At 64.9% G+C, this 17,615-nt stretch carries 16 protein-coding genes; 12 read left to right on the top strand and 4 right to left on the bottom strand.

Annotated features, from left to right (window positions below):
- The first annotated feature begins 20 nt into the window (after positions 1-20).
- The 3 genes from hisS (at position 21) to GGU46_RS10130 (ending at position 5,324) form a co-directional block, all read left to right on the top strand.
- A complete protein-coding gene (gene hisS / locus GGU46_RS10140) occupies positions 21-1,418 on the top strand; it encodes a histidine--tRNA ligase (RefSeq protein WP_183403393.1) in 1,398 nt (465 codons plus the stop codon).
- A 343-nt stretch (positions 1,419-1,761) separates the two neighbouring features.
- The gene (gene hutH / locus GGU46_RS10135; protein ID WP_183403392.1) at positions 1,762-3,261 is read left to right on the top strand and encodes a histidine ammonia-lyase; all 1,500 of its coding nucleotides are present in this window, start codon (positions 1,762-1,764) and stop codon (positions 3,259-3,261) included.
- A gap of 143 nt (positions 3,262-3,404) precedes the next feature.
- Positions 3,405-5,324 (top strand): T9SS type B sorting domain-containing protein, encoded by a 1,920-nt coding sequence (locus tag GGU46_RS10130; protein WP_183403391.1) that lies wholly within the window; start codon positions 3,405-3,407, stop codon positions 5,322-5,324.
- Between the two features lie 56 nt (positions 5,325-5,380).
- On the opposite strand, the gene GGU46_RS10125 is transcribed toward GGU46_RS10130, so the two are convergent.
- Both GGU46_RS10125 and GGU46_RS10120 read right to left on the bottom strand, forming a co-directional pair.
- Positions 5,381-6,187: a universal stress protein gene (locus tag GGU46_RS10125; RefSeq protein WP_183403390.1), complete on the bottom strand. Its 807-nt coding sequence runs from the start codon at positions 6,185-6,187 to the stop codon at positions 5,381-5,383.
- Positions 6,188-6,268: 81 nt separating this feature from the next.
- On the bottom strand, positions 6,269-6,616 hold the full coding sequence (locus GGU46_RS10120; protein WP_183403389.1) for a hypothetical protein: 348 nt from the start codon (positions 6,614-6,616) through the stop codon (positions 6,269-6,271).
- A 149-nt stretch (positions 6,617-6,765) separates the two neighbouring features.
- Here GGU46_RS10120 and GGU46_RS10115 point away from each other — a divergent pair, with 149 nt between their 5' ends.
- From GGU46_RS10115 to GGU46_RS10105, 3 genes are all read left to right on the top strand, one after another.
- A complete protein-coding gene (locus tag GGU46_RS10115; RefSeq protein ID WP_183403388.1) occupies positions 6,766-8,358 on the top strand; it encodes a sensor histidine kinase in 1,593 nt (530 codons plus the stop codon).
- Complete coding sequence (locus GGU46_RS10110; protein ID WP_183403387.1) at positions 8,355-9,410, top strand: response regulator; 1,056 nt, start codon at positions 8,355-8,357, stop codon at positions 9,408-9,410. Before GGU46_RS10115 ends, GGU46_RS10110 begins: the two co-directional genes overlap by 4 nt.
- 131 nt (positions 9,411-9,541) lie before the next feature.
- Complete coding sequence (locus tag GGU46_RS10105) at positions 9,542-9,850, top strand: cupin domain-containing protein (RefSeq protein ID WP_183403386.1); 309 nt, start codon at positions 9,542-9,544, stop codon at positions 9,848-9,850.
- Between the two features lie 110 nt (positions 9,851-9,960).
- Here GGU46_RS10105 and GGU46_RS10100 read toward each other — a convergent pair whose 3' ends face one another.
- Together GGU46_RS10100 and GGU46_RS10095 are read right to left on the bottom strand one after the other, a co-directional pair.
- Positions 9,961-10,338, bottom strand: coding sequence for a group III truncated hemoglobin (locus tag GGU46_RS10100; RefSeq protein WP_183403385.1), 378 nt, complete (start codon positions 10,336-10,338; stop codon positions 9,961-9,963).
- Positions 10,339-10,374: 36 nt separating this feature from the next.
- Positions 10,375-10,863 (bottom strand): hypothetical protein, encoded by a 489-nt coding sequence (locus GGU46_RS10095; protein ID WP_215906306.1) that lies wholly within the window; start codon positions 10,861-10,863, stop codon positions 10,375-10,377.
- A 178-nt stretch (positions 10,864-11,041) separates the two neighbouring features.
- On the opposite strand from GGU46_RS10095, the gene GGU46_RS10090 reads away from it, so the two are divergent.
- The 6 genes from GGU46_RS10090 (at position 11,042) to GGU46_RS10065 (ending at position 17,572) form a co-directional block, all read left to right on the top strand.
- A complete protein-coding gene (locus tag GGU46_RS10090) occupies positions 11,042-13,501 on the top strand; it encodes a heavy metal translocating P-type ATPase metal-binding domain-containing protein (protein ID WP_183403384.1) in 2,460 nt (819 codons plus the stop codon).
- Between the two features lie 13 nt (positions 13,502-13,514).
- A complete protein-coding gene (gene ccoS, locus GGU46_RS10085; protein WP_183403383.1) occupies positions 13,515-13,664 on the top strand; it encodes a cbb3-type cytochrome oxidase assembly protein CcoS in 150 nt (49 codons plus the stop codon).
- 242 nt (positions 13,665-13,906) lie between these two features.
- Entirely contained in the window at positions 13,907-16,120 is a 2,214-nt protein-coding gene (gene ccoN / locus GGU46_RS10080; RefSeq protein WP_183403382.1) for a cytochrome-c oxidase, cbb3-type subunit I, read from the top strand.
- A gap of 26 nt (positions 16,121-16,146) precedes the next feature.
- A complete protein-coding gene (locus tag GGU46_RS10075; RefSeq protein ID WP_183403513.1) occupies positions 16,147-16,368 on the top strand; it encodes a hypothetical protein in 222 nt (73 codons plus the stop codon).
- On the top strand, positions 16,362-16,694 hold the full coding sequence (locus GGU46_RS10070) for a hypothetical protein (RefSeq protein ID WP_183403381.1): 333 nt from the start codon (positions 16,362-16,364) through the stop codon (positions 16,692-16,694). Before GGU46_RS10075 ends, GGU46_RS10070 begins: the two co-directional genes overlap by 7 nt.
- Positions 16,691-17,572, top strand: a complete 882-nt coding sequence (locus tag GGU46_RS10065; RefSeq protein ID WP_183403380.1) for a cbb3-type cytochrome c oxidase N-terminal domain-containing protein — start codon at positions 16,691-16,693, stop codon at positions 17,570-17,572. The genes GGU46_RS10070 and GGU46_RS10065 overlap by 4 nt, the downstream gene beginning before the upstream one ends.
- Positions 17,573-17,615: the final 43 nt, after the last annotated feature.

Genomic DNA, 17,615 nt, shown 5'->3' with positions numbered 1-17,615 from the left:
TCCGCATCCCGATTTTCCTGATGAGCGCTCAGAAACCCAGCATCCCCCGCGGCACCCGCGACTTTGGCCCCGCCGTAGTAGCGCGCCGTACCTACATTTTCGGCGTTATTCGCCGCGTGTTCGAGAAGTTCGGCTACGCTCCGCTCGAAACCCCTACCCTCGAAAACCTATCGGTACTGACGGGCAAGTACGGCGAGGAAGGCGACCAGCTGCTGTTCAAAGTGCTGAACTCCGGCGACTTTGCCAAGGACGTAACGCCCGAGGACCTGGCGGCGGAAAACCGCAGCAAGCGCCTGCTGCCCAAAGTAGCCGAGAAAGGCCTGCGCTACGACCTGACGGTGCCCTTCGCCCGCTACGTGGTCATGAACCGCAACACGCTCACCTTCCCCTTCAAACGCTACCAGATTCAGCCGGTGTGGCGCGCCGACCGGCCCCAGCGTGGCCGCTACCGCGAGTTTTACCAGTGCGACGCCGATGTGGTGGGGACTGATTCTTTGCTCTGCGAGGCGGAAATTGTGCTGATGATGTCGGAGGTACTCACCACGCTGGGCCTGACGGAGCACACCATTAAAATCAACCACCGCCGCGTGCTGGGCGCCTTTTACCAGGCCCTGGGCGGCGAAGGCACCGAGGTAGATCTGTTCACGGCCATTGATAAGCTCGACAAGATTGGGCGCGAGGGCGTGGAGAAAGAGCTGGCGGAGCGCGGCTTCTCGGCAGCGGCCATTGAGCGGCTGTTTGATCTGCTGGGGGTAGGCGGCGACTTCGAGGAGAAGCTGGAGCGCCTGCTGGCGGCTTTTGCCACGGCCGGCGTGGAGCCCGATAACACCGACGGCTACAAAGGCCTGCAGGACCTGGCGCGGGTGCTGGAGTACCTGCGCAGCTTCGGTTTTGAGCAATGGCAGAACCTGGAGTTCGACGTGACCCTGGCCCGCGGGCTGAGCTACTACACGGGTTGCATCTTCGAAATCAAGATCAACAACGTGAATATGGGCAGCGTGTCGGGCGGCGGCCGCTACGATAACCTCACCGGCGCCTTCGGGTTGCCGGGGGTGTCGGGGGTAGGCTTTTCCTTCGGGGTGGACCGCCTGTACGACTGCCTGGAGGAGCTGCAGCTGTTCCCGGAAGCCGTGGCCACCACCACCCGCTGCCTGGTGGCCAACTTCGATGCCGAAAGCGAAGCCTCCGTGCTGCCCGTGCTGCGCCAGCTGCGCGCGGCCGGCATCCCAAGTGAGCTGTTCCCGGAGTTCGGCAAGCTGGGCAAGCAGTTCAAATACGCCGATGCCAAGGGCATTCCTTACGTGTTGATTCAAGGCTCGGAAGAACGAGCGGCCGGTCAGTTCAAGCTCAAGACCCTGGCCACCGGCGCGGAACAAGCGTTGTTTTTGGAAGAAGTGCTGACGGAACTGGCGAAGTAGCCCCGCTCGGGTGGCAGGCCCCTGGCGGCAGACTTCTGGCCGCCGGCCAGGCGTCTGCCGCCAGCCAGTAAGGCAAGTCTCCCGACTTGCGGCTGCCGCAGGCGGCCAGCTCGCGCGAGGCTCGTCCGCGCCGCCTGCACCGTTTGCTACCCCTCTTCTGAAGCCAAAAGGCCGCCAGTATGAGCCTCTTGTACTGGCGGCACCTTAGCAAAATCTACAAAGCGAAAACCGCCCAAACGGCGCAGACGCAAGTTGGCCGCTACGTGGCCGCAAGTCGGGAGACTTGCGTTATTTGCCGCCTAAGTCTGCTGCCAGGTATCTTCCCTACCCCCTTCTGACCCGCATGGCCCAGGATTTCGCCCTTACACCTTCTACTTTTCTTGACCTTACCAGCCTGGAGGAGCTGCTGCGCTCCAAAGCCCGCGTGGTGCTCAGCCCCGAAGCCCGCCAGCGCGTGGAAGACTGCCACCACTACCTGCACGGGCGGTTGGAGCGCACTCCGGACGAGGCCATTTACGGCATCAACACCGGGTTTGGCGCCCTCTGCAACCAGGTTATCCCGACGGAGCAGCGCCAGCAGCTACAGGTGAACCTGGTCATGTCGCACGCCTGCGGAACCGGGGAGGAAGTGCCGGCCGAGCTGGTGCGGCTGATGCTGCTGCTGAAGGCCCAGAGCCTGAGCTACGGCCACAGCGGGGTGCAGGTCAGCACCGTGCAGCGCCTGCTCGACTTGTATAACCGGGGCATGCTGCCGGTGGTGTACCAGCAGGGCTCCCTGGGGGCCAGCGGCGACCTGGCCCCGCTGGCTCATCTGTGCCTGCCGCTGCTGGGCTTGGGCGAAGTCAACTATGAAGGCTACCGCCTGGCCGCTGCCGATGCCATGAGCCTATTCAGCTGGCAGCCCCTGACTCTGGAAGCCAAGGAAGGCCTGGCCCTGCTCAACGGCACCCAGTTTATGCTGGCCTACGCCGTGCACGCCCTGCTGCGCACCCGCCGCCTGCTGGCCGCCGCCGACGTCATCGGGGCCTTGTCGTTGGAGGCGTTTGATGGCCGTCCCGAGCCGTTTGATGAGCGCCTGCACCGCCTGCGGCCGCACGCCGGGCAGCTCACCGTGGCGGCGCGGGTTCGGGAGCTGCTGGGGGGTAGCGAACTGCAGCAGCAGCCCAAAACCGCCGTGCAGGACCCCTACTCCTTCCGGTGCTTGCCCCAGGTGCACGGCGCCTCCCGCGATGCGCTGGCCTACGTTGAGCGAGTAGTAGAAACCGAGTGCAACGCCGTCACCGACAACCCCAACATCTTCCCCGAAGGCGACGTCATCCTGAGCGGGGGCAACTTCCACGGTCAGCCCCTGGCCCTGGCCCTCGACATGCTGGCTATTGCCACAGCCGAGCTGGGTAGCATCTCACAGCAGCGCACCACCCAGCTCATTAGCGGGCAGCGCGGCCTGCCGCCCTTTTTGGTAGCCGAGCCGGGCCTGAACTCGGGCCTGATGATTCCGCAGTACACGGCCGCCGGCATTGTCAGCCAGAACAAGCAGCTGTGCACGCCCGCCTCCGTGGACAGCCTGGTGAGCAGCAACGGGCAGGAGGACCACGTAAGCATGGGGGCCAACGCCGCTACCAAGGCCCTGCGCGTGGTCCAGAACGTGGAGCAGCTCTTAGGCATTGAGCTACTCAACGCCACCCAGGCCCTGGAATTTCGCCGGCCCGCCCGCACCTCCGCGGCGCTGGAGCAGGTAGTAGCCGCCTTCCGGGAAAAAACGGCCTTCGTGGCTCAGGACCGGGTGCTGTACCCCGATTTGCACGCCGCCGCCGCTTTTGTACGGGACTACGGGTGGGCGTAAGCAGGCAGCAGGCCGGAAGGCCAAGGACGTACGGCGCCCCCGCCCAGGTTACCAGAGTTACGAGCCGCAACGCCCGCACCACGCGAAACGTGCTACTTTAGCCCGGCGCGGGTACGCAAGCGCGCAGCTGCTTCGTTATGGGCATGGTGAACCATCTACTTGTCTTTCTGCTGATACTGAGCGCCGGGCTGCTGGGCTGGCAGGTGCCGGTCCAGGGGCAGTGTGCTCCTACCCCCAACTCCGGCGCCTGTTTCAAGGCCTACGACGCCGCCACGGGCCAGGAGCTGCCGTTTTACCTGTGCGCTAACCGCCCCGTGCGCCTGCGCGACTGTAGTGGCAAAAACCTCGACCCAGCCCAGATTTACTACCAGCGCGGCGCGGCCATTACCTGCAGCGGCTTCACGGATACCGCCACCACCTTTACGCCCACAGTGGCGGGCGTGCTGGTTATCACCCAAAACACCCAGGGCCCCCAGGGCGGCAGCCAGGGCATTATCTACTCCCGGAATTTCGAAGTAAAGACCACCCCGGAGCCTACTTTTACGCTGACGGCCTGCGCCCCGGGCTTTGTGGAAGTAACCGTTACGGACACCCACTACGATCAGTACGTGGTGCAGGTGGGTGCTGGCCCGCCGGTACCCGCCCCGCGCAATGCCCCGGTTATTTACCCCACCAATGGCGCCAGTACAGTCACTGTTACCGGGCGCTATGCCATTGCCAGCCTGTGCGCCGGCGTCAGCACCCGCACGTTCACGCCCCTGCCCGCGCCCCGGCAACCCGTCCTGACCCGGCTGAGCGTGGAGGGTAGCACGGCGCAGTTTCAGTTTGGGCCGCTGCAGCCCGAGTACCAGTACCGCCTGCAGGTAGCCGATGCCGCCGGCGGCTACCGCACGGTGGCTACCGTGCCGGGTACGGCTGCTTCGTTTGCACTTTCTAACGCTACGCTTCCGGGCTGCTACCGCCTGCTGCTCCAGGATGCCTGCCAGCCCGCGGTGGCCAGCAGCCCGTCGGCTACGGTATGCTCCGTCAGCCTCACGGGCACTTCCCTGAGCGGGCGCAACCAGCTGAGCTGGAGCACCGGCAGCACCGGCACGTTCACCCTGACCCGGACGGACGGATCGAACACGGTGCAGCTGCCGCTGCCGGCCGGGGCTACCCGCTACGAGGACCCGGACGTAGCCTGCGGCACTACCTACCGCTACCGCCTGAGTTTGGCAACCGGCGCGGCCACCTCGGTTTCCAACGAGGTGGCGGTAACGGCCACCGCGGGTCCGGCCCCGGTAGCCCCCCGCCTGACGGCTTCCTTCACTTTGCGCAACCAGGTCGAGCTGCGGGTTACCGCGCCAGGCACCGGGCCGCTCACCTACCTGCGCAACGGCAGCCCACTAGCTACCACGGCCGCCCGCTCCTTCCTCGACTCCCTCATCAGCCCTACCCTTGGCGCCGAGCTGTGCTACACTGTGCGCCAGCAGGATGCCTGCGGCAACCGCTCGGACGAAAGCGCCTCCGTGTGTCCGGTGGTGCTGGAGGCCCGCCCCGAAGCCGCCGACGCCAGCACCATCCGGCTGAACTGGACCGCCCTGCGGGGTCCCGATGCCACGGCCCCGGTAAGTTACCGGGTGCTGGTTTTGTCAGCGACGAATACGGTACTCAGCAGTCGGCCCGTAGCCAGCGGCCTTACCTACCTCGATCTGCAGCCCCCCCCGGATCAGCAGGTGGTGCGCTACCGTATTGAGGCCACTGCGGGCGCGTTCATCAGCTACTCCAACGTGGCGGCCGTGGCCCGGCGGGTGCAGGTGTTTGTTCCCACGGCTTTCACCCCCAACGGCGACGGGCTGAATGATGTGCTGGAGTTGAAGGGCCGCTACCTCGATAACTTCCGCTTTACCATCATTGACCGCAACGGGCAGCCGGTGTTCAAGGCTACTTCCCGCACCCAGACCTGGGACGGCCGCATCGGTACGGCGGCTCCGGTGCCGGGCGCTTACGTGTGGCGCTTCGAATCCACCGACCAGCTGGGCAACCGCGTGGTCCAGAGTGGCACCATCACGCTGCTGCGCTAGCCGAAAACACCACTGCGCCGCCCGGGCGGGTCACTTGCTGGTGGCTCGTACGCGGGCTATTGGGCAGGCAGCACCAGCACCGGAACCTCGCTGTGGAGCAGCACCCGGGCCGTGACGCTGCGGTGGAACAGATTACCCAGGAAGCTGCGCCGCCGGGCAATCAGCACCACCGCATCGTATTCGGCGGGGCGGGCGGCCCGCAGGATGCCCTCGGCCGGATCGACCCCGCTCACCACCCGAATATCAGTTACCGGCAGATCGGGCCCCAGGCTGGCTAGCAGGGCGGCTTCCGGACCGGGCGCGGCTCCTTCGGCATCACGCACGTGTACCACGGTTATCTGGGCTTGCAGAGCCGCCAGCAGCTCGCCCACCGGGCCGGCGTGCTGCCCCAGGTCGAAGGCCTCTCCGTCGAGGGCCAGCAGCAGGCGCCGGGGCGGGCTGCTGCTTTCCACGTGATGGGGCACCACCAGCATGGGGTAGGGTGAGGCCCGCAGAATATCCAGGGAAGTGGTCTGCACCAGCGCGTCGGGGGTGGCACTGTAGTCGGGGCGCCCGAGCACCACCAGGGCCGGCTGATGGCGGCTGATGGCATCGGCCACGGCGAAGGCCACCCGCCCGTGCCCTACCTCGGCCACCACTGGCACCCGCAGCTGCCGCGTCACGCTCTGCAAGGCCAGGGCAATGGCTTCGCGGCTGAGGTTGGAAAGCTGCCCGCTGAACATTTCGGGGTCCAGCACGGAGTCGCGGCGCACATGCAGCAGTACCAGGCGCGCCTGCAGGGGCTCGGCCAGGTTGGTGGCGTAAGCCAGGGCCCGACCGGCGGCCTGAAAGAAATCAGTGAGCAGAAGCAGGGAGGTTGCCATGAGCTGCGCTAAACAATGGAAGAAGAAAACGCGAAAAAGCCAGCCCCGGGCCGGGGCCACGGGCCGGATGGGAACAGTGGCTTACCCAGCCGACTTAACCCAGTCGGGGGCTACCTTGGCCAGCACCAGGGGCACTACCTCATCGGCGTGGGGCAGGCCCTGCTGCCGCCACAGTTCCCGGCCCTCGTGCACCAGCACGTAGGCCGGCAGCTGCAGGGGGGCGAAGCTGCGCACCACGGCGGGGTAGTTGGCTTCGTCGATGGTGAGGACCTGCACGGCCGCGCCCAGTTGCCGCTGCAGGGCAGCCTGGTCGGCGGCCGAGAAGAACTGAGCAGGGGCCCCACCCCGGCGGGCAAGCGGCGGCACCATCACCAGCAGCATGGCCGCAATGGGTGGGTCGGTGGCGGAAAGAGGCAGAAGACCGGACATGGCGAGCAGAGTAATTGATCCTAGCCCAAAACTACCGGCCGGCCCCGGCCTGCGGCATGACAGGCATCAGCCCCGCCAACTGATATTGATCATCTGCCGTTCTTTGCGGAAGTTGCCCCGTTGTCTTCTCTTTGTGGTGTCTTTCGCCTATGCCCCTATCCTTGTCTCCCGGCTCGCTCACTGATATTCTTTTCGCGCAGGCCAAAGACTTTATTGGCGTTTATGATCTGGAGCTGGGCTGGTTTACCCAGGTAAATCCGGCTGGCTACCAGCTGCTGGGCTACCCCTCGGCCGCCGCCCTGTACGCCGATCCGGCCCGTAGCCTCCGCTCCCGGCAGCTCATGCCCCCGGAGTGGGACCAGCTGCGCGAAAAAGTGCTGAGAAGCGGCTACCAGGAGCTGGAGGTAGAGCTGCGGCGGCAGGATGGCGGCACGTTCTGGGCCAGCCTGGAGCTGCACAGCCTCCGCCTGGAGGACCGGCCCCATCTTCTGGTTCGGATTACCGACACCGACCGCCTGCGGGCCACCGAGCGCCGCCTGAGCCAGAGCGTGGGCCGCTTCGAGGCCGTGTTTGCCCATGCCACCATCGGCATTATTGTGTGCAACCGGCAGGGCGACATCGTACTGGCCAACGAGAAAGCCCAGGAGCTGTTCGACTACCCCACCGGCACGCTGCTGGGCCAGCGCATTGATGTGCTGGTGCCCGAAGCCGTGAGCCACCGCCACGAGCAGCTGCGGGCCTCCTTCAACGCCAACCCCCAGGTGCGGGCCATGGGTCACAACCGCGACCTGCAGGCCCGCCGCCGCGACGGCTCGGTGTTTCCGGTGGAAGTCAGCCTGAGCTACTTTCACCTCGAAGACGAGCTGTTTGTGGTTTCCTACGTCATCGACATCACCTTCAAGAAAGAAGCCGAGCGCGAGCTGATTGCCCAGCGCCAGCGCGTGGAGCGCCTCAACGCCGAGCTGGAGCAGAAAGTAACCGACCGCACCCACGCCCTGCTGACCACGCTGGCCCAGCTGGAAAAGCGCACCGAGGAGCTCGGCCAGGCCCTGCGGGCCGAGCAGGAGTTGGGCGAGCTGAAGTCGCGCTTCGTGAGCATGGCTTCCCACGAGTTCCGGACCCCGCTCACGGCCGTGCTGACCTCCACGGCCCTGATTGAAAAGTACCCCGGCGCCGACCAGCAGGACAAGCGCGTGAAGCACCTGCAGCGCATCCGGGCCTCCGTGAACCACCTCAACGACATTCTGGAGGAGTTTCTGTCGGTGGGCCGCATTGAGGAAGGCCGCATTGAGGCCCGGCCCGTGCAGCTCGATTTGCCGGCCCTGCTCCACGAAACCATTGCCGACCTGCAGGGCCTGCGCAAAGCCGGCCAAACCATTGTGCCCGAGCTGGAATGTGCCAACTCCGTGTGGCTGGACCCTTCCCTGCTGCGTAAAATTCTGGTCAACCTGCTTTCTAACGCCCTGAAATACTCGGGCGAGGGCTCCGAGGTGCGGGTGCGCGCCGAGTGCCGCCCCCACCAGGTGCTGATTCAGGTGCGGGACCAGGGCGTGGGCATCTCCCCGGAAGACCAGCAGCATTTGTTTGAGCGGTTTTTCCGGGCCCGCAACGTGGCCAACGTGCCCGGCACCGGCCTGGGCCTCTACATTATTGCCAAGTACCTGGAGCTGATGGGCGGCACCATTGCCCTGGAAAGCGAGGTGGGCGTCGGCACCACCGTCACTGTTACCATTCCCCTATGAAGACCATTCTGCTGATTGAAGATAACGACCTGATTCGGGAAAATACGGCCGAGCTGCTGGAGCTGGCCGGCTACGCGGTGCTGACGGCCGAAAACGGCAAAGTGGGCGTGGAACAGGCCCTGGCCCAGCGCCCCGATCTGGTAATTTGCGACATTATGATGCCCGTACTGGATGGCTACGGCGTGCTGCAGATTTTCAACCAGAACCCCCAGCTCGCGGGCGTGCCGTTCATCTTCCTGACGGCCAAAACCGAGCGCACCGACCAGCGCCGGGGCATGGAGCTGGGCGCCGACGACTACCTGACCAAGCCCTTCGACGAAACCGAGCTGCTAAGTGCCATTACGGGCCGCCTCAACCGCTTCCGCCACCTCCGGCCCGAGTATGACCTGCAGCAGCCCGGCGTCCTGACCGAGTTTCTGGACGATGCCGCCGCCGTGGGTAAGCTCACGGACCTGGTGGCCGACCGGCGGCCCCATGCCCTGCGCAAAAAGCAGGAAGTGTACGTGGAGGGCGACGAGCCTACGCGGCTTTACTTCGTGCAGGAGGGGAGGGTAAAAACCGTGCGCCGCACCGCCGGCGGCAAGGAGCTGATTACGGGCGTGTACGGCCCCGGCGAGTTTTTCGGCTACCTCCCCCTGCTGCAGCAAACCCCGCACGACGACACGGCCGTGGTTCTGGACGACGCGACCCTGCTCTACATCCCGCGCGAGGATTTCACCCAGCTCGTGCACCGCAACCCCGCCGTGGGGCAGCAGTTTATCCGGCTGCTGGCCGGCCGCGTGAGCGAGCGGGAGCAGCAGCTGGTGGGCATGGCCTACAACTCCCTGCGCCGCCGGGTAGCCGATACGCTCCTGCGCATGCACCAGGAAGCCGGCGCTACCCCGGAAACCCTCATCCAGCTCTCCCGCGACGACATGGCCGCCGTAGTTGGCACCGCCCCCGAGTCCTTGATCCGGACGCTGAGTGAGTTCAAGCAGGATGGCCTGGTGGAGCTGACGCCCAAAGGAATCCGGGTGCTGCAGCCCCAGAAGCTGCGCCAGCCGAACTGGTAACCAGCTGGCTTACCCCGGTCCGACGGGCCGGTCGGGGGTGAGTTTTGTCATGGTAGATGAGAAACGCAGGGCCGTACTTCGGGCCGGCAAGCCGGAACGGAAGTCACCGTTCGGCTCAGCCGCTACTGCTCATGTTCCCCTCCCTGAAAACCGGCAGCCTGCTGAACGGCCAGCACGCGCCCGCCGGCCCCCAGAAAGCCCTGGTCTTGCTCGACAAGGCCGGTCAGAAAATCATCTACAAAACCTTTGCGGCCGGCGAGATAATGCCTACCCACCACGCCAGCGCAGAGGTGCTGGTGGTGGTGCTGGCGGGGCGCCTGCTCATCACCCAGGAAAGTACGCCCGTGGAAGTAACCGCCGGCGACTACGTGCTTATTGCCAGCGGCGCGCCCCACTCCCTGCACTGCCTCGACGACGCCCGCATTCTGATTTACCGCTAACCCTGGCAGAGCACCGTGTCAGGGGCCGGTACTACCTCCTGATTTCATGGGAAGGCCCGCTTCCATCTCTGGGATAGAAGCGGGCCTTCCCGCGAAAGGCAGCCGGAAAACTACAGCACGGACAGCGGCCCACGCTGGCGCAGCCGGTACTCGAACATGGTGGCAATGTTGAGGGCGCGCACCTTGGCTTCTTCCGCCTTCGGGCCGGCGAAGAGCATGTCCACGGTGGCCTCGAACAGCTCCAGCCAGCGCTGAAAGTGCGTGGCATCAATGGGAAGGGGCAGGTGCTTGGGGAAGGGCCGGCCATGGTAGCGCCCGGTGCCCAGCAGGATGCTGCTCCAGAAATCGTACATGATGGGCAGGTGACGCGGCCACTGCACATGGGCCACTTCGTTGAACACGGGCGCCAGCAGCGGGTCGTGGTTTACCTGCTCATAGAAAGTATCCACCAGCAGGCGGATGTCTGCTTCCGAAGCAATATCGGGCATAGAGGGAGGCGTAAGGGGTAGGGAAAATACGGAAGATCAGACAGCCTGAGCCGTGGTGGGGCGGGGTTGCTGGTGGGCTGCCCGTAGGGCCCAGCGGTGCACCCAGCAGCCGGTCAGCAGCAGGGTCAGCAGCTTTACTACTTCCAGCCCGATGTACACCGTGTGCAGGGAGCTGGGCGGGGCCGGGTGGCCGGCTAGGAGCGCCAGGGCCCGCACATCGAGGGCCGGCAGCAGCCACAGGGTTTGCAGGGCCAGGATAGTTACGACTACTCCAAGCGTCCCGCCCATGCGCGTGGGTACCCGCAGGTAGATGCCACTCGCCACGGCCACTGCCGCCAGCCCCAGCTCTACCTTGTTGAGGGCCGCAAACACAATGCGGCCAATGCCCAGTCCGAGCGGGATGGTGATGCGAGGCGCGGTAAATTTGAGCGGCGCTTCCAGAAAGGAGATGCCGGCCACCATGCCGGCCCACACAAACAGGGCCAGCACCAGCAGCAAGGAAGCCGTAGCACGGGAGTGAAACATAGTAAACATTTCGGTAAAGACAGTTCTGCCGACCAGAACACTACCCCAAAGATGGGGGTTCGGGCTGGCGGCTGGGGGTAGGGATACGCTGAGATAAATCAACGAGCGGGCTGATTTTCGTCAGGGAACGGGCGCGCGAACCGGAAGAGCTTTGGGTTTACATCAGCTCTCTGAACCTGTGCCGACTCTTGCCCCCGCTCCTACCCCCATTCGCGTGGCCTGCTCCCACTGTGGCGACGCCTGCCCCGACCAGCCCATTCGGCTGGCGGCCCGGCCCGAGCTGCGCTTCTGCTGTCAGGGCTGCCAGGCCGTGTACGAGCTACTCGACCAAAGCAACCTCTGCACCTACTACCGCCTCGACGACAAACCCGGTCAGAAAGTAAAGAACGTGGAGCTGCCCGGCCGCTTCGACTACCTCGACGTGGAATCGGTGCAAAGCCAGCTGCTGGCGTTTCGGTCGGAGGCGCTCAACCGCCTCACCCTGAGTATTCCGCAGATGCACTGCGCCTCCTGCATCTGGCTCCTGGAAAACCTGTTCAAGCTCAACCCCGGCATCACGGCCTCGCGGGTTAATTTCCTACGCAAAGAACTTACCGTCAGCTACAACCCCACGGCCACTACCCTCAAAGAGGTAGTAAAACTACTGGCCTCCGTGGGCTACGAACCCCAGATTACCCTGGCCGAGCTGGGCGCCCAACCCCACCACGCGGGCCGCACGCTCACTTACCAGTTGGGCCTGGCCGCCTTTGCCTTTGGTAACGTGATGCTGATGGCCTTCCCCGACTACTTTTCCTTCACGGAGCAGCTGCAGGCTTCGTTCGGGCGGTTTTTCGGGTGGCTGAGTTTGCTGCTGAGCGTGCCGGTGCTGCTGGTGAGTGCCCGGGACTTTTACCGCTCGGCCTGGCAGGGGCTGCGTCAGCGCTACATCAACCTCGATTTTCCCATCAGCCTGGGCCTGACGGCCCTGTTCCTGACCAGCCTCTACGACATTGCCACCGGGCGCGGCCCCGGCTACCTCGATTCGTTTACGGGCCTGGTATTTTTCATGCTGATTGGCAAGTGGGTGCAGCAGCGCACCTACGACGCCCTGCGCTTCGACCGGGACTTCACCTCTTACTTTCCCGTGGCCGTTACCCTGCTCGGGCCGGGCGGGCAGGAGCAGTCGGTGCCGGTGCGGGAGCTGCGGGCGGGCCAGCGGATTCGGGTGCGCCACCAGGAAATAATTCCGGCCGACGCGGTGCTGCTGCGGGGCCAGGGGCAGATTGACTACAGCTTCGTGACGGGCGAAAGTGTGCCGGTGGCGCGCACCTCGGGCGAGGTGGTGTACGCCGGCGGCCGGCAAACCGGCGAGGCCCTGGAGCTGGAAGTGGTGCGCGAGGTGTCGCAGGGCTACCTCACCCAGCTCTGGAACAACCCCGCCTTCCAGAAGGAAGAAAAGGCTACCCTGGAAACCTACGCCAACCGCGTCGGCCGCTATTTCGTGGCCGTGACCCTGGTGCTGGCCCTGGGCGCGGTGGCCTACTGGCAGTTGCAGGGCCAGCCCGATATGGCCCTGCGGGCCTTTACCTCGGTGCTGGTTATTGCCTGCCCGTGCGCCCTCTCACTGGCCACGCCCTTTGCCCTGGGCGCCGCCCTGCGGGCGCTGGGCCGCCGCCAGCTCTACCTCAAAAACTCGGGGGTAGTGGAAACCCTGGGCCGCGCCGATACCATCGTGTTCGACAAAACCGGTACCCTGACGGACGTAAAACGCTCGGCAGTAGAATACCGCGGTCCGGCCCTGAGCCCGCACCAGCAGCAGGCCCTGGCCGCCGTGGTAGGGCAGTCAACCCACCCCCTGAGCCAGCGCCTGGCCGCCGAGCTACCCCCGGCCCTGGGGCCGGTAGAGAGCTTCCGCGAAGTGCCCGGCCAGGGCCTGACGGGCACCGTGGCCGGACTAGAAGTGCGGGTCGGGTCGGCGGCGTTTGTGGGGATGGAAGGTTCCGCCCCGGCCCCTGAAGCACCCACCACGGAGTCAGCCGCTACCACCGATGGGCTGCAGTCCCGGGTGTATGTGCGCGTGGCGGGGGCGCAAGGCTGCTACCTGCTGCGCAACGTGTACCGCGCGGAGCTGCGCCCGGTGCTGGCCGAGCTGAGCCGGCACTACCGCCTGGCCGTGCTTTCCGGCGACAACGACACGGAGCAAGACCGCCTGCGGGAGTTATTCGGGCCCCAGGCCGAGCTGCACTTCCGCCAGTCGCCCCAGCAAAAGCTCGACTACATTGCCCGGCTCCGGCAGCAGGGCCGCACTGTCATCATGGTCGGCGACGGGCTGAACGACGCCGGGGCCCTGCAGCAGGCCGACGCCGGCATTGCCCTCACCGATACGCTCACCAACTTCTCCCCCGCCTGCGACGCCATTCTGGACGCCGGCAGCTTCGGCCAGCTCAGCACGTTTCTGAAGTTTTCGCAGGATTGCCTGCAAGTGGTGCTGGGCACGTTTGTGCTCTCGTTCTGCTACAACGGCATTGGGCTGGGCCTGGCCGTGCAGGGCAAGTTCACCCCCATCGTGTCGGCCATCCTGATGCCCATCAGCTCCCTGAGCGTGATGGTAGTTGCTACCCTGCTGGTGCGCTATGCCGCCCACCGGTGCCGCCTCTAACCCGCTCCCGCTCATGAACATTATTTTTCTGCTTATCGGTATCAGCCTGGTGGTGGCCTTGCTCTTTCTGGGCGGCTTTTTCTGGGCCGTGCGCTCGGGCCAGTACGAAGACGACTACACGCCCTCGGTGCGCATGCTGTTTGAGGACGAAGATCCTGAGTAAACCGCTGGCTTGTAGTGCAGGGCTCCCGCCTCACGTATTGTTACCCCATGCATGTTGCAGGCGGCCGTGCCACAGCAGCAACCATCGGGCACCGATACGTGAGGCGGGAGCTGCGCGCTTTTGCGGCGGCCCCACCGCCTACCTACCTGACATCAATCAACCCCCGCACCTGACTTTCGTCATCCTTTCCGCAGTGACCTTGCAGGACCTTTGGAGTACTAAATCACTCACTCCAACAGGCTATGCAAGTCGAAGCCCTACCGCCGGTTGCGGCGCCCCAGTCGCCGGCCCGCCCCCACACTCCCCCGCGGGCGGTTGATACCTTTTTCTACGATAACAAAATTGTCCGCGACTTTGGCATTGCCACGGTAGTGTGGGGCATTATTGGGATGCTGGTGGGCATTCTGGCCGCTTTCCAGCTGGCCCGGCCCGAGGTAAACCTGGGCACGGCCTACACCACCTTCGGCCGCATCCGGCCCCTGCACACCAACGCCGTGATTTTCGCCTTCGTGGGCAACGGCATTTTCATGGGTGTGTACTACTCCCTGCAGCGCCTGTGCAAGGCCCGGATGTTTTCCAGCATCCTAAGTAAAATCCACTTCTGGGGCTGGCAGCTCATCATCGTTTCGGCGGTGGCTACCCTGCCCCTGGGCATTACCACCTCCAAGGAATACGCCGAGCTGGAGTGGCCCATTGACATTGCCATTACGCTGGTGTGGGTGGTGTTCGGCTGGAACATGTTCGGGACCATTGCCCGCCGCCGCGAGCGGCACCTGTACGTGGGCATCTGGTTCTACATTGCCACCTTCCTGACCGTGGCTGTGCTGCACATCGTCAACTCGATGGCCCTGCCGGTGAGCTTCCTGAAAAGCTACTCTATGTACGCCGGCGTGCAGGATGCCCTGGTGCAGTGGTGGTACGGCCACAACGCGGTGGCCTTCTTCCTGACCACGCCCTACCTGGGCATGATGTACTACTTCCTGCCCAAGGCCGCCGAGCGCCCCGTGTACTCCTACCGCCTGAGCATCATCCACTTCTGGTCCCTGATTTTCATTTACATCTGGGCCGGACCCCACCACTTGCTCTACACCGCCCTGCCCGACTGGGCCCAGAGCCTGGGCGTGGCCTTCTCCGTCATGCTGATTGCGCCCAGCTGGGGCGGCATGATCAACGGCCTGCTGACCCTGCGCGGGGCCTGGGACAAGGTGCGCGAGGAGCCCGTACTCAAGTTTATGGTGGTGGCCGTAACGGCCTACGGCATGGCCACCTTCGAGGGGCCGATGCTGAGCCTCAAGAACGTAAACGCCATTGCCCACTTCACCGACTGGATTGTCGCCCACGTCCACGTAGGCGCCCTGGGCTGGAACGGCTTCCTGACCTTCGCCATTCTGTACTGGCTGTGGCCCCGCCTCTACCGCACGCCCCTGCACTCTAAAAAGCTCGCCAACACCCACTTCTGGCTGGGCACCCTGGGCATCCTGTTCTACGCCCTGCCCCTGTACTGGGCCGGCTTCACCCAGGGCCTGATGTGGAAGCAGTTCAACGGTGAGGGCATGCTGCAGTACAGCAACTTCCTCGAAACCGTGCTCCAGATTGTGCCCATGTACTACCTGCGCGGCATTGGCGGGGTACTCTACCTGAGCGGGGTGTTCTGCATGGTGTACAACCTGGTGAAAACGGCCCAGGCCGGCACCCTGCTGGCCGAAGAAAAAGCCCAGGCCCCGGCCCTGGTACCGGCCCTGCTGGTAGAAGAGCACCAGGGCGGCCACTGGCACCGCTGGATTGAGCGCCGCCCCGTGCAGCTGAGCATTGCCGCCACCGTGGCCATCCTCATCGGGGGCGCCATTGAGATGGTGCCGACGTTCCTGGTGCGCAGCAACGTGCCCACCATTGCCTCCGTGAAGCCCTACACGGCCCTGGAGCTGCAGGGCCGCGACATCTACATCAAGGAAGGCTGCTCGAACTGCCACACCCAGATGGTGCGCCCCTTCCGCTCGGAAACCGAGCGCTACGGCGAGTACAGCAAGGCGGGCGAGTTTGTGTACGACCGGCCCTTCCTGTGGGGCTCCAAGCGCACCGGCCCCGATTTGCACCGCGTAGGCGGCAAGTACCCGCACTCCTGGCACTACAACCACATGCTCGACCCCACCAGCATGTCGCCGGGCTCGATTATGCCGGCCTACCCCTGGCTGTTTGAGGAAGACATCGACTACAAGATTCTGCCCGCCAAAATCAAGGCCCTGCGCAACCTGGGCACCCCCTACGCCCAGGACTACGACCAAGTGGCCGTGGACGACGCCCGCCGCCAGGCCCAGGGCATTGTGCAGGAGCTGAAGAAGGAGGACATCGAGGTGAAAACCGACAAGGAAATCGTGGCCCTGATTGCCTACCTCCAGCGCCTGGGCACCGACATCAAAGTGAAACCCGAGCCCGCCGCCACGGCCGCCGTGCAGTAGCCCCCGGCCCTTCGTTCCTACGCCCCATGGAAAAGAAAGTCTTGCAATCCATCGCCGGCATTGAGCTGTATCCGCTCATTTCCCTGGCCATTTTCTTCCTCTTCTTTCTGGGTTTGCTGGTGTACGTGCTCCTGACCAGCCGCCAGCACCTGCAGGCCATGAGTGAGCTGCCCCTGGCCGCCGCCCCCGAAGAAGCTACCCCCGACCAAACCCTAGAGTACCACCTTAACCACGACGTGTTATGCTAACCAAGCGCACCTCTCTCCTGACTGTTATGGGCCTGCTGACCTCTTATCTGGCTACGGCGCAAACCCCAGCCGCCACGGGCCCGCAGCCCACCGATATTCTCAGCTGGCTGGCCGGCGCCCTGGCCGTGGTGGTACTGCTGATGGGCCTGATGACGGGCGTATCGTTGGCCACGGCCGCCGCCCAATCCGACGAGCAGGCCGCCCCCGCGGAAGCAGAAGCGGCTACCTCCCTGACGGCCGTAGCCGCAGAGCCCCAGCCCGCCGCGGCCACGCCGGTTCTTACGGCCGCCCCGGCCCTCACCCCCGAGCAGGTACTTGCCGCATGAGACGCCTACCCTACCTTTTGACCGGAGCCGGAGCCCTGCTGCTACACGCGGGCCCGGCCCTGGCCCGGGCCGCCGACGCGGCGGCCCCTACCCCCACCCCGGCCGCCGAGCCCAAGCTGCTGCTGTTCTGGTTTCTGGTGGGCGTGCTGGGCCTGGTGCTGCTGGTGTTTCTGGTGCTGTTCGTGGCCATTGTGGCCCAGATGCGGCCCCAGCTGCGCCGGGTGTACGAGCTGCCCTCGGTGCGCCGCTCCTGGAGTGGCAAGGTGCTGGGCCTGCTGGTAGGCGACCCGACTTTGGTGCGGGGCGAGGTGCGCGACGAAATTCTGGACCACGACTACGACGGCATCCACGAGTTCGACAACGACCTGCCGCCCTGGTGGAAGTACAGCTTCTACGTAACCATCCTGTTTGCCTTTGGGTACCTGGGCTACTACCACGTAGCGCAGGCCGGGCAGCTCAGCCACGCCGAGTACGAAACCGAAATGCAGCAGGCCGCCCTGCTCGTTTCGCCCGACGCCGACGACCCCACCAAGCTGACTACCTACGAGGCCCTGGCTTCGGCGGCCGATATCAGCAGCGGCAAAACCCTGTTTGCCAGCAACTGCGCCGCCTGCCACGGCCAGAACGCCGAGGGCAAAGTAGGCCCCAACCTCACGGACGAGTACTGGCTGCACGGCGGCGAGGTCAACCACGTCTATAAAACCATCAAGTTCGGGGTGCAGGGCAAGGGCATGGTGGCCTGGAAAGGCAAGCTCTCGGGCAAGCAGATTCTGCAGGTCAGCTCCTATATCCTGAGCCTGCAGGGCACCAAACCCGCCGGCGCCAAAGAGCCCCAGGGCGAAAAGGAAGCCGCGGCCAAGCCCGTAGCCAAGCTCTAGCCCCACCCGGCCCGATGGGTTCCGCCCGTCCGGCCGGTTGCCG

It is taken from the genome of Hymenobacter latericoloratus (assembly GCF_014199535.1).
Taxonomy (GTDB): domain Bacteria; phylum Bacteroidota; class Bacteroidia; order Cytophagales; family Hymenobacteraceae; genus Hymenobacter; species Hymenobacter latericoloratus.
This window is presented reverse-complemented; position numbering and strand designations above follow the sequence as displayed.

Excerpts from the sequence above, each read along its gene's own strand:
- ccoN (WP_183403382.1), top strand. The coding sequence starts at position 13,907 with ATGCAAGTCGAAGCCCTACCGCCGGTTGCGGCGCCCCAGTCGCCGGCC.
- GGU46_RS10095 (WP_215906306.1), bottom strand. The coding sequence starts at position 10,863 with ATGTTTCACTCCCGTGCTACGGCTTCCTTGCTGCTGGTGCTGGCCCTG.
- GGU46_RS10070 (WP_183403381.1), top strand. The coding sequence starts at position 16,362 with ATGCTAACCAAGCGCACCTCTCTCCTGACTGTTATGGGCCTGCTGACC.
- GGU46_RS10075 (WP_183403513.1), top strand. The coding sequence starts at position 16,147 with ATGGAAAAGAAAGTCTTGCAATCCATCGCCGGCATTGAGCTGTATCCG.
- GGU46_RS10100 (WP_183403385.1), bottom strand. The coding sequence starts at position 10,338 with ATGCCCGATATTGCTTCGGAAGCAGACATCCGCCTGCTGGTGGATACT.
- hisS (WP_183403393.1), top strand. The coding sequence starts at position 21 with ATGAGCGCTCAGAAACCCAGCATCCCCCGCGGCACCCGCGACTTTGGC.
- GGU46_RS10120 (WP_183403389.1), bottom strand. The coding sequence starts at position 6,616 with ATGTCCGGTCTTCTGCCTCTTTCCGCCACCGACCCACCCATTGCGGCC.
- GGU46_RS10115 (WP_183403388.1), top strand. The coding sequence starts at position 6,766 with ATGCCCCTATCCTTGTCTCCCGGCTCGCTCACTGATATTCTTTTCGCG.
- GGU46_RS10065 (WP_183403380.1), top strand. The coding sequence starts at position 16,691 with ATGAGACGCCTACCCTACCTTTTGACCGGAGCCGGAGCCCTGCTGCTA.
- GGU46_RS10110 (WP_183403387.1), top strand. The coding sequence starts at position 8,355 with ATGAAGACCATTCTGCTGATTGAAGATAACGACCTGATTCGGGAAAAT.
- GGU46_RS10125 (WP_183403390.1), bottom strand. The coding sequence starts at position 6,187 with ATGGCAACCTCCCTGCTTCTGCTCACTGATTTCTTTCAGGCCGCCGGT.
- GGU46_RS10130 (WP_183403391.1), top strand. The coding sequence starts at position 3,405 with ATGGTGAACCATCTACTTGTCTTTCTGCTGATACTGAGCGCCGGGCTG.
- ccoS (WP_183403383.1), top strand. The coding sequence starts at position 13,515 with ATGAACATTATTTTTCTGCTTATCGGTATCAGCCTGGTGGTGGCCTTG.
- hutH (WP_183403392.1), top strand. The coding sequence starts at position 1,762 with ATGGCCCAGGATTTCGCCCTTACACCTTCTACTTTTCTTGACCTTACC.
- GGU46_RS10105 (WP_183403386.1), top strand. The coding sequence starts at position 9,542 with ATGTTCCCCTCCCTGAAAACCGGCAGCCTGCTGAACGGCCAGCACGCG.